The sequence below is a fragment of the Amaricoccus solimangrovi genome, assembly GCF_006385685.1.
Taxonomy (GTDB): domain Bacteria; phylum Pseudomonadota; class Alphaproteobacteria; order Rhodobacterales; family Rhodobacteraceae; genus Amaricoccus; species Amaricoccus solimangrovi.
In genome coordinates, this window is record NZ_VFRP01000029.1 from 35231 (window position 1) to 46083 (window position 10853).

General features: G+C 71.0%; 10 protein-coding genes. 5 read left to right on the plus strand and 5 right to left on the minus strand.

What is annotated here, in order from left to right:
- Positions 1-21: 21 nt before the first annotated feature.
- Together FJM51_RS19775 and FJM51_RS19780 are read right to left on the minus strand one after the other, a co-directional pair.
- Positions 22-1695, minus strand: a complete 1674-nt coding sequence (locus FJM51_RS19775; RefSeq protein WP_140455863.1) for a sensor histidine kinase — start codon at positions 1693-1695, stop codon at positions 22-24.
- Between the two features lie 191 nt (positions 1696-1886).
- A complete protein-coding gene (locus FJM51_RS19780; protein WP_140455864.1) occupies positions 1887-4124 on the minus strand; it encodes a primosomal protein N' in 2238 nt (745 codons plus the stop codon).
- Between the two features lie 156 nt (positions 4125-4280).
- On the opposite strand from FJM51_RS19780, the gene FJM51_RS19785 reads away from it, so the two are divergent.
- The 3 genes from FJM51_RS19785 to FJM51_RS19795 all read left to right on the plus strand — a co-directional run bounded on the left by FJM51_RS19785 (position 4281) and on the right by FJM51_RS19795 (position 6951).
- On the plus strand, positions 4281-5000 hold the full coding sequence (locus tag FJM51_RS19785) for a DUF484 family protein (RefSeq protein ID WP_233713196.1): 720 nt from the start codon (positions 4281-4283) through the stop codon (positions 4998-5000).
- Positions 5001-5011: 11 nt separating this feature from the next.
- Entirely contained in the window at positions 5012-5953 is a 942-nt protein-coding gene (locus tag FJM51_RS19790) for a tyrosine recombinase XerC (protein WP_438502769.1), read from the plus strand.
- A gap of 197 nt (positions 5954-6150) precedes the next feature.
- Positions 6151-6951: an LEM-3-like GIY-YIG domain-containing protein gene (locus tag FJM51_RS19795; RefSeq protein WP_233713197.1), complete on the plus strand. Its 801-nt coding sequence runs from the start codon at positions 6151-6153 to the stop codon at positions 6949-6951.
- 206 nt (positions 6952-7157) lie between these two features.
- Here FJM51_RS19795 and FJM51_RS19800 read toward each other — a convergent pair whose 3' ends face one another.
- Positions 7158-8753: an OpgD/OpgG family glucan biosynthesis protein gene (locus tag FJM51_RS19800; RefSeq protein WP_140455866.1), complete on the minus strand. Its 1596-nt coding sequence runs from the start codon at positions 8751-8753 to the stop codon at positions 7158-7160.
- Positions 8754-8905: 152 nt separating this feature from the next.
- On the opposite strand from FJM51_RS19800, the gene FJM51_RS19805 reads away from it, so the two are divergent.
- Positions 8906-9229, plus strand: coding sequence for a YnfA family protein (locus tag FJM51_RS19805; protein ID WP_140455867.1), 324 nt, complete (start codon positions 8906-8908; stop codon positions 9227-9229).
- Between the two features lie 3 nt (positions 9230-9232).
- Here the strand turns inward: FJM51_RS19805 and FJM51_RS19810 are convergent, their stop codons facing one another.
- Positions 9233-9733 carry an SRPBCC family protein gene (locus FJM51_RS19810; protein ID WP_140455868.1) on the minus strand — a complete coding sequence of 167 codons (501 nt, stop codon included), beginning with the start codon at positions 9731-9733 and terminating at the stop codon, positions 9233-9235.
- A gap of 126 nt (positions 9734-9859) precedes the next feature.
- Between FJM51_RS19810 and FJM51_RS19815 the strand changes: the two genes are divergently transcribed.
- The gene (locus FJM51_RS19815; protein ID WP_140455869.1) at positions 9860-10165 is read left to right on the plus strand and encodes a BufA1 family periplasmic bufferin-type metallophore; all 306 of its coding nucleotides are present in this window, start codon (positions 9860-9862) and stop codon (positions 10163-10165) included.
- Between the two features lie 72 nt (positions 10166-10237).
- Here FJM51_RS19815 and FJM51_RS19820 read toward each other — a convergent pair.
- On the minus strand, positions 10238-10853 hold a 616-nt coding region (locus FJM51_RS19820), incomplete at its 5' end, for a DUF2971 domain-containing protein (protein ID WP_210240358.1).

The window sequence follows — 10853 nt, forward strand, 5'->3', positions numbered from 1 at the left end:
GATTTCCAGCGCGATCGGCGCTCAGGCGCGCAGCGCGCCCGGCGCCGGCGGCGCGGTCTCGGCCGGGGGCAGCGGCAGTTCGATCCAGAAGCGCGAGCCGAGCCCCGCCACGCCGTCGAGCCCGATCCGCCCGCCCATCCGCGCCACGATCTCCGAGGAGATCGCGAGGCCGAGGCCGCTGCCGCCGTGGCGGCGGACCGCGCCGGCGTCGCCCTGTTCGTAGGGTCTGAAGATCCGCTCCCGGAGATCCTCCGGGACGCCGGGGCCGGTATCCTCGACCTCGATCCGGGTATGGCCGGGGGCTGTCTCGCGCACGCGCACGAGAACGCCGCCGTCCTCGGTGAACTTGAGCGCGTTGCCGACGAGATTGGTCAGCACCTGCCGGAGGCCCTGGCGCTGACCCCGGCGCGGCGCCCGCGCGCCCGCCATGTCGAGATCGAGCCGGAGTCCGCCCGCGAAGGGCAGGAAGCGCGCCTCCTCGATCACCTCCTCGATCAGCGCGCGCAGGTCGAAATCCTCGATCTCCGCCTCCGCGGCGTCCTCGAGGCGGGAATAGTCGAGGATCCGGTTGATCACGTCGAGCAGGTGGAAGCCGGAGCGGCGGATGATCTCGACATTGGCGCGCGTGCCGGGGTCGAGCGGCCCCGCGAGCACGACGCTCGCCATCCCGATCACGCCGTTGAGCGGCGTGCGCACCTCGTGGCTGACGGTGGCGAGGAGCCGGGTCTTGGCCGCGTCCGCGGCGCGCGCCTGTCCGGTCATCTCGGCGAGTTTCGCGGTGCGCTGTTCCACGCGCGCCTCGAGTTCGGCCCCGCGCGCCGCGACCTCGGCGAGCGCGTCGAGCCGGTCGCGGTTGACCGCGTGGACGAATTGCGCGGTGACGATCAGCAGGTTGAGATAGAGCGTGGTCAGCAGATAGGCCGGATCGAGCACGCTGGTCCCCGCGTCGCGCAGCACGAGATAGAGCACGGCGTGCGCGGCGAGCAGCCCGACCAGCGCGCCGTCGAGCGTGCGCGGCTGGATCGCGACCCAGAGGCAGAAGGGCATCGAGAGCACGAGCGCGGTCCCGGCGGTGAAGCCCGGGTCCGTTTCGCGCAGGACGAGGGCGAGAACGGCGACGAGCAGCGCCCCCACCAGCGCCATCCGGATGGCGGGCCAGGGATCCTCCGCCACCGCGCGCCATTCGCCCGCGTGGGAGATCACCGGGAAGGCGGTGACGATGCCGAGCGGGAGGAAGAGCCCGATGACCGCGAGGAAGGGGGCCGGACGGTCGAGCGGGACGAAGCCGAGCCCGGCGGAGGCGGCGATGACCAGCCCGGTGACGAGGACGAAGATCCCGGCGCCGCCGAGCAGGACGAAGAGATCGCCGGTATGCGACCGGCCCGGCCGGCGCGGCCGGACCCGCCGGAGCGCGGCGCCCGCGATCCACGCGGCCAGCCCGTGCGCGAGCGCGATGGTCAGCGCGGACGCGGGCGGCAGGCCGATCAGCGTCTGCGCGAGGAGGAAGCCCGCGGCCACCGCCAGGGCCCCCGCGCCGCCGTGGCGCAGCCCGGCGGCGAGGGCGAGCCCCGCGGCCGGCGTGGCGCCCGCGACCGGGCCATGGCCGAACCCGAGGAAGCGCACCAGCAGGACGATCGCCCCGATCCCGAGGGTCACCCCGACGAGGGACAGGGCATCTCTTCGAAGATCGGTCACCTCGGCTCCGCGGATCGTCTCGTCTGCGCTGACGCGGGAAACCGCCGGGGAGCATCGTCCCGGCGCCGGCTTCCGCGGGCGGGATTCGGTCATCCCGAGACGGCCGCCGGAGGCATGTCAGGCGAAGCGCGCGCACGTGTCAAGTGTGCGGGCGGCGGAATTGCGGCCGAATGCGAGTATCCGCCGCCCGATCAGAAGAAGCTCTGCGGGTCGATGTCGACGGTGACGCGGACATTGGCCGGAACCGCGACGGCGGCGATCCAGGCGTGGATCGCGGACTGGATCGCTACCCCCTTCGGCGCCTTTACGAGCAGGCGCGCGCGCCAGCGGCCGCGGATCCGGGCGATCGGCGCGGGCGCGGGTCCGTAGACCTCGGCGCCGAGCGCGCGCAGCCCGTCGACGGCGCGGCCGAGCGCGCGGGCGGTCTCCCAGGCGCGGGTCTCGTCGGTTCCGGTGACGATGATGCCCGCCATCCGCCCGTAGGGCGGCGCGCCGGCGAAGCGGCGCTGCTCGGCCTCGGCGCGCCAGAAGCCCTCGTCGTCGTTCTCGAGGATCGCCCGGATCGCCGGATGATCCGGCAGATGCGTCTGGATGAGCGCGAGCCCCGGCCGCTCCGCCCGCCCGGCGCGGCCGGCGACCTGGCGGATCAGCTGGAAGGTCTTCTCCGCGGCGCGCAGGTCGCCGCCCTGCAGGCCGAGATCGGCGTCGATCACGCCGACCAGCGTCAGATGCGGGAAGTTGTGCCCCTTCGAGACCAGCTGCGTGCCGATCACCAGATCCGCGCCGCCGGCGGCGATCTCGTCGATCCGGGCCTTCAGTTCCGCCGCCCCCTGCGCGAGGTCGGAGGAGAGGATCGCGCGGCGCGCCCCGGGCCAGAGCGCCTCGGCCTCCTCGGCGACGCGCTCGACGCCGGGGCCGAGCGCGGTCATCTTGCCCTCGACCTCGCAGGCGGGGCAGCGGGTCGGGATCGGCCGGGTCGCGCCGCACTGGTGGCAGACGAGGCGGCCCCGGAAGCGGTGCTCGACCATGCGCGCGTCGCAATTGTCGCAGCCGACCTGATGGCCGCAGGCGCGGCAGATGGTGAGCGGCGCGTAGCCCCGGCGGTTGAGGAAGAGGAGCACCTGCTCGCCGGCGGCGAGGCGGTCGGAGACCGCGCGCGCCAGCGGTTCGGAGATGAAGCGCCCCGGACCGGGCGCCGCCTCGCGCAGGTCGACCGCCGCCATCTCCGGCAGCCGGGCGACGCCGAACCGTTCGGGAAGCTCGAGGCGCGCGTATTTGCCCGCCTCCGCGTTCGCCCAGGTCTCGAGCGAGGGCGTGGCGGAGGCGAGGACCACCGCCGCCTTCTCGATCGAGGCGCGCAGCACCGCCATGTCGCGGGCGTGGTAGATCACGCCCTCCTCCTGCTTGTAGGAACCGTCGTGCTCCTCGTCGACGACGATCAGGCCGAGATCGGCGAAGGGCAGGAACAGCGCCGAGCGCGCGCCGACGACGAGCTGCGCCCGCCCCTCCGCCACCGCCGTCCAGCCCCGGCGGCGGTTCGCCTGGGTGACGCCGGAATGCCACTCCACGGGGCGCGCGCCGAAGCGCGCCTCCACCCGGTCGAGGAATTCGACCGAGAGCGCGATCTCGGGCAGGAGCACCAGCGCCTGGCGCCCGGCGGCGAGCGCCTCGGCGACGGCCTCGAGATAGGCCTCGGTCTTGCCCGAGCCGGTCACGCCCTTCAGCAGCGTCGTCGAATAGGCGCCCGAGGCGACGCGCGCGCGCAGCGTCGCGGCGGCGGCGGCCTGGGCGGGCGAGAGCGCGCGCGCCGGCGCCTCGGGATCGAGCCGGGGAAAGGGCGGGTCGCGCGTCACGATCTCGCGCCGGATCACGCCCGCCTTCTCGAGCCCGGCGACGACGCCATGCGAGACCCCGGCGAGCGCCGCGAGTTCGCCCGGCGCGAAGCCGAGGTTGCCGTATTCCGCGAAGGCCGCGAGCACGCGCGCGCGCGCCTCCGTCATCCGTTCGGGCACGTCCTCGGTCAGCCGCAGGAGCGGGCGCGAGGCCGGCGGCTCGCCGAGCCCGGGCGCCCGGCTCGCGAGGCGCAGCATCAGCGTGAGCGGGGTCAGCGTGTAATCGGCGGCCCGCGTCAGGAATTCGCGCATCTGTCCGCGCATCGGCGTCACGTCGAGCCGGCGGGCGATGTCGCGGAGCTTCTCCGGCGGGAAGCCGCCCCGCCCCGGCCCCCAGACCACGCCCAGCACCCGGCGCGGCCCGAGCGGCGCGGCGACGAAATCGCCCACCGAGACGCCGCCCCCGGGCGCGCGGTAGTCGAGGAAGCGGTCGAGCCCCTCCGCCGTCAGCACCGCGACGGGCGTGCCCGCCGGGAATTCCGGCGGCGCGGCGGGGTCGCCGGGCAGGTCGGGTCGAGTGGGATTGAGATGTTCCATCGCCGGCCAGTCTTGGTCTATCATCGCGGCAAATCACAAGGGCCGAAGGGCCGGCAATCGAGAGAGCAGTCCCATGGGAGCATCCGACCGCGCGGCGCTTCGCCGTGCCCAGCCTTCTCAACCCGCGCCCCGCGCGGCGATCGCCGGGCCCGCGCGGTGAGCGCGGTCTCGGAGGAGGCGGCGAGCCTCCTGCGCGACCGGATCCTCGCGGATCCCGCGCTCGTGCTCGAAGACGACCAGGTGATGCGCGCGCTGCTCGCCGCCGACCGGCGGACGCAGGGGCGCAACGTGGTCGATCTGCGCGGCGTGCTGGTGGAGCGGCTGGAGGATCGGCTGGACCGGCTCGAGGACACGCATCGCGAGGTGCTGGCGGCGGCCTACGAGAATGTCGCGGGCACGAACCAGGTGCATCGCGCCTGTCTCGCGCTGCTGGAGCCCGCGGATTTCGAGGGGCTGCTGCGCGTGCTGACCCACGACGTCGCGATGATCCTCGGCGTCGAGGTGATCCGGCTCGGGCTCGAGGCGCCGGCGGCGCCGGCGGGGTCGAGCCTCGGACCGGAGGGGCCGCTGCGCGACGTGATGGTGGCGCTGCCGCGTGGCGGCGTGGACGCCTATGTGCGCCAGGGCCGGGGTCTCGGCGCGCGGCGCGTGACGCTGCGCCACGCCCGGCCGGAGGAGAACGCGATCTATGGCGCGCGCGCGGGCGAGGTCCGCTCCGAGGCGCTGCTGAAGCTCGATCTCGGCCAGGGCAATCTCGGCGGGCTGCTCGCGCTCGGCGCGGCGGACGGGCACCGGTTCCACCCCGATCAGGGCACCGACCTGCTGGGCTTCCTAGCCGGCGTCTTCGAGCGGGTGATGCGGCGCTGGCTGTCGTGACCGCGCCGGTGGTGAAGGCCCCCGACCGGCCCGCGCCGTCGGAGGGCGCGGTGGCGCTGCTCGGGGACTGGCTCGCGCAGCTGAGCGCGGTGCGCGGCGCGAGCCCGCGCACGATCACCGCCTATCGCCGCGACGTCTCGGGCTATCTCGGCTTTCTCGCGCTGCACGAGGGCGGCCCGATGGGGGCGGAGGCCTTGGCGCGGGTCGCGGTGCCGGACCTGCGCGCCTGGATGGCGGCGGAACGCGCCCGCGGCCTCTCGGCGCGCTCGCTCGCCCGGGCGCTCTCGGCGGTGAAGAGCTTCCATTCCTGGCTCGCCGAGGCGCGCGGCGCGCCGGCGCCGGCGGTCTCCGCGACGCGGGGACCGCGGACGAAGCAGCGCCTGCCCCGCCCGGTCTCGCCGGACGCCGCGCGCGCGCTGCTGGCCGCGGTCGAGGCCCAGGCGGAGGAGCCCTGGATCGCGGCGCGCGATCTCGCAGTGCTGACGCTGCTCTACGGCGCGGGGTTGCGCATTTCCGAGGCGCTGGGGCTGCGCCAGTCGGACGCGCCGCTCGGCGAGACGCTCCGGATCACCGGCAAGGGCGGGCGCGAGCGGCTGGTGCCGGTGCTGCCGGTCGCGGCGCGCGCGGTGGAGGACTACCGCGCGCTCCTGCCCTACGCCCCCGGCCCCGAGGCGCCGCTCTTTCTCGGCGCGAAGGGCGGGCCGCTCAACCCGCGTCTGGTGCAGAAGGCGATGCAGACGGCGCGCACCGCGCTCGGTCTGCCGGCGACCGCGAGCCCGCACGCGCTGCGCCATTCCTTCGCGACGCATCTGCTGGAGGCGGGCGGCGATCTCCGCGCGATCCAGGAACTGCTCGGCCACGCCTCGCTCGCCACGACCCAGGTCTATACCGGCGTCGACCAGGCGCGGCTGATGGAGGTCTACGAGCGGGCGCATCCGAAGGCGCGGGGGTAGGAGTCGGTCGCGGGGGCGCGAATATCTCTGCTTCGCACTGGAAGCGACCCTTCGCCGCGGCGCGGCCAGCTCCGCAGCCATCTGCGCCGCGGCAGACGGTCTGCTTTTTAGCCGTTCGAGACTGCGGCGGCGGGCAAGGAACTTGATGCGATCTGTTGTGTAGGGGACAACGTCTCATGCATTGAAAAGAGACGCGGGTGGGTGCCGCGCAGCACGATGATCGAGGAGGCAATGGTGTGAGTTCAATGCAGTTCTCGTCCGCGGTAATCGAGAAAGTCGGCTTTTACGTTTACCGGTTGATCGACCCGCGGAACGGAGAGACCTTCTACGTTGGAAAGGGGAAAGGAAACCGCGTCTTTCAGCACGCGGGGGGATCACTCGGAAAGGAGGATCTTGAATGGACAGGCGAGGACGAGGTCTCGGCGAAGTTGAAGAGAATCAAAGATATTCGTCGTCAGGCCGAAGCAGGTTTCGGACTTGAGGTAATCCACGTCATTCATCGTCATGGGATGGACGAGAAAACCGCGTTTGAGGTCGAGGCGGCTTTGATCGATGCCTACCCAGGCCTCTCCAACGTCCAAGGGGGCCACAGCAGCGGCGATCGTGGCAGCATGCACGCCAGTCAGATTCAAGCCAAATACGACCTTCCGGAACTTGGAGACTGCGCGGACCTGAAATTGCTGCTCATCAACATCAACGCCGTCGAGAGCGACAAAGGGTGGGAAAACGTCTATGATCAAGTCCGCACAAGCTGGCGCCTAAGTCCGGACCGCGCCCGTCAGGCCGATTTTATCATCGCCGTGTGGCGGGGGATCACGCAAGCGGCATATGTCGCCGAAAGGTGGAAGGCACTCCCAACCGGACGGTATGAATTCGAAGGTCATCCGGCACCCACCGAGATTTGGAAGCGTCTGATCGGCTCGAACGGTAAGCGGGTGGTTCATCCAGACATGAAGCACCTGCAAAACCCCATTCGGTACTGGAATATCCCACAGTAGGACCGCGTGGCTTCCGCCCGACTTTTCGCAAGAGCTCTGCTGTGGCCCGCGCCGGTTCGGGCGCGCCTTGTAGAGCGACGAGGTACGCGGCCGCTCCCGAAACAGCCACGCGAATGTCGCGTTGCAATGTTGAAAAATGGCGCAATGGGCTCATGGCCGGCAGCGACCCTCGCCGCCGGCACACCCGCCGTCGCGCGCCGCCCCGCTCAGGCGTGGGCGGCGAGGAGCTCGCGCATCTGGCTCGGGAAGACCTGGTAGAGCCAGGTCTCGCTCAGCGCCTGGCCCTTGAGGTGGACGTACATCCGGAGGTCGATCGGCGCGTCGGTCTCGTCCTCCGGGCCGATGTCGAGGTCGAACATCACCCGCCAGCCCTCCCGCGTCGCGATCGGATAGGCGACGGTCAGGCCGACCACGCCCCGGCTCGCCTGGACCTCGGCCTCCACCCCGCTCGTCCGGTCGAGGCCCTGGAAGCCCCGGCCGTCGAGGTCGCAGACGAACTTGACCGTGTTCGCGGGGCGCGGCTGGCCCGGCACGCCGCCCGCGCCGATCCGGGTCGCGGTGAATTGCGCGACCGGTGGCGTCGGGCTCGATTCGACCCAGTTGAGCTTGTAGGCGATGTCGAACTCGGTCCCGGCCGTCGCGGGCTGGGCCGGGCGCCAGAAGGCGCCGATGTTGTCGTGGATCTCGTCGTTGGTCGAGAGCTCGACCAGCATCACCGCGCCCGCGCCCCAGTCGCCCTTGGGCTCGACCCAGACGCTCGCGCGCTTCTCGTAGAAGACGCCGTCGTCCTCGTACTGGCGGAAGTCGCGCTCGCGCTGGGCGAGGCCGAAGCCCTTCACCCCGTCGGCGCCGAAGCTGTTCGTCATCGCATAGGGCGGGTTGTTGAGCGGGCGCCAGATCCGCTCGCCCGCGCCGGTCAGGATCTCGAGCCCGTCGCTGTCATGCACCTCCGGGCGCCAGTCGGGCGCGAGATAGTCGTTGTTCTTGCCGAACCAGAACATCGAGGTCAGCGGCGCGATGCCGAGCCGGTCGATGTCGCCGCGCAGGAAGATGTTCGCGTCCACGTCCTGGAACACGCCCTGATCGCGGTGGGAGACGATGCGATAGGCGCCGGTCACCCGCGGGCTCTCCATCAGCGCGTAGGTGACGAGGCCGCCGTTCGGCGCCTTCTCGAGCCAGAAGCGCGAGAAGCGCGGGAATTCCTCCGGCGTCGCCGCGCCCGCGTCGATCGCGAGGCCGCGCACCGACATGCCGAACTGGCCGACATAGCCGGAGGTGCGCCAGTAGGAGGCGCCGAGGAAGGCCATCCAGTCGTCCTTCTGCTCCGGGTCCATCACCCGGAAGCCGGCGAAGCCGGTGCCCGCGCCGAGAAGCCGCGCCGGGTGGTCCTCCGGCATCTCGAAGAGCTTGGTCGAGAACGGGATCTCCCGCGCCTGGCCGCCGTCGACCACGTACATCCTGACCGGCTCCTTGAAGTAGCGGCCGGGATGGAAGAAACGGACCTTGGACGCATCCGGGTCATTGGCGAAGAGCGTGTCCTCGGGCCGGTAGACGATCTGCTGGTGCAGGTCGTAGTCGATCGATTCGAGGATCCGGGCGTCGGGCACCTCGGGTGCGACATAGGGCCGCTTCGCGAGATCGCGCGCCATCTCGCGCAGGATGTCGAAGGAGAAGGGCTCGGCCGGGCCGGTGGCGAGCTGCGACACGCCTTGCGCCGCCGCGATCCTGGGCAGCAGGAAGAAGGCGCCGGAGGCGAGCGCCGCGGCGAGCGCGTCGCGGCGGGTGACAGGCGCGAGTGTCAAGGAACCGTTCTCCTCGGATAAGGGGCGGACAACCACCGGGCGGGGCGCCGCTTCTCGTTGCGGCGCGCATGCTAGCCGGGGGCCAAGCCGGTCTCAAGACATGCCGGCCTCAGGACATGCCGGTCTCACGATCGGCCATCGGAGATTTGAGCATGCGGAGCTTCGCGATCTATTCCCTCGCCGCCCTCGCCGAGATCGGCGGCTGCTTCGCCTTCTGGGCCTGGGCGCGGCTCGGGCGGAGCGCGCTCTGGCTGCTGCCGGGAATGGCCTCGCTCGCGCTCTTCGCCTTCGCGCTGACCCTCGTCGCGAGCGCCGCCGCCGGCCGGGCCTACGCCGCCTATGGCGGGGTCTATGTCACCGCCTCGCTCCTCTGGCTTTGGCGCGTCGAGGGGATCCGGCCCGACCGCTCCGACCTCGCGGGCGCGGTGATCGTCCTCATCGGCGCCGCGGTGATCCTCCTCGGGCCGCGCGGCTGAGGCTCACCCTCCGCCGCCGAGCACCCGGCCAAGCCAGCCCCGGCGCGGCTCCGGCTCCGGCCGCCCCTCGACGACGCGCTGGAAATTCTCGAAGAACCGGTCCGCCATCTTCTTCGCGAAGGTGTCGAGCAGCCGCGCGCCGAGATGGGCGAGCCGCCCCTCGACATGCGCGGTGACCTCGTAGTCGAGCAGCGTCGCCCCCTCGGGCGTCGCGCTCAGCGTCACATCCGCCCCGCCGCGCGCGCGCCCCGCGTTCGCGCCCTTGCCGTGGCAGACCAGCCGGTAGCGCTCGCCCGGCGTCACGTCCTCGAGCTCGACCCTTCCGTCGAAACTCGCGCCCACGGGGCCGATGCGCTGGTGGACGCGCGCCTCGAAGCCGCGCTCCACGTCGCCCTCCATCGCCTCGCAGCCGGGAATGCTCGCGCGGAGCACCTCGGGATCGATCAGCGCCGCCCAGACCCGCTCCGGCGCGGCGCCGATCAGGCGCGAGCCCCGCATCTCCATGTACCTTCCTCCCTCATCCGGCCCCGGGGATATAGGCGCGATCGGGCCGCGCGGGGAGACTGCCCCTTGCACATCGGCGGCCCCCGGCCGGATAGTCGTGCGAAACGGTGAAACGGGAGGCGCGGCATGCGCATCGGGCACATCCTTCTCATCTGGGCACTGACCGCCGGCGCGGCGGCGGCGCAGGAGGCCGGGGAACCGGCGACCGGCGGGCAGGACGTTCCGGAGGAGAAATGCTTCGGCGTCGCCCTCGCGGGCCAGAACGACGGCATCGGCATGGGCGGCGACACCGCGGCCTCCACGGTCGATTACCAGGGCAACGCCTGGATCTGGGTGCCGCGCGGCACCTGCCAGAGGATGCCCCTGCCCGCGCAGGCGGACGGGACGCCCCGGCGCGGGGCGATCCGGCCGTTGCAGCGGGATGGGGGTTAGGAGTGGAACAAGGGAGCCGCCGCGCGTCGTCTATGCTGCAGAAACGGAGGTCCCGTCGACTAGAGGCGCGGCCTAAGCAATCGGAGGAGCGGCAAGGAGCCGCGAAGCCGTAATCGGGAAGTGCAGGTTCAACTGCTCGCGGAGGCGCTCGATCATCGGAAGGTACCACGGCGGAGCAAACGGAGAAACGACTACTCTCTTGATGAGAACGTCAACGTCGCAATCAAATGAGCGACCGGCAACCGGCGGATCATCTTTTTCGACAATGCCATCGAAGCGCATTGTGGTTTCATTCCATGAAGCGCTCTCCAACGAATCATGCATGTTGTTTGTATCCCAGTAAACTAGTCGCACTTCTTTTTCATACGCATAGCTTGCGCGCTTAACCAAAATCGTATCAAAACTGTTCGGGTTTCCAAATTCGATCGTTCCTGGTGCCACGTATCTTATCGCGCCGAGATAAAGGCTTTCTGGGTTGGACGAAAGTGCGGCCTCCAGTCTGCCGCCGTTGGTTACAACCGCAACGCCAGCCCCCGGCGAGCCGTAGATTTTCCACATTGCCACAGACTCATGCTCCGCAGCATGCCAGCAGTTTAGAGCCGGACCCGAAATGAGTTGAGCGATATCATAGGGTTGTGATTCACGTCGGTTTGCGAAGACTGACGGAGATCCGATGCCCTGGACTGAT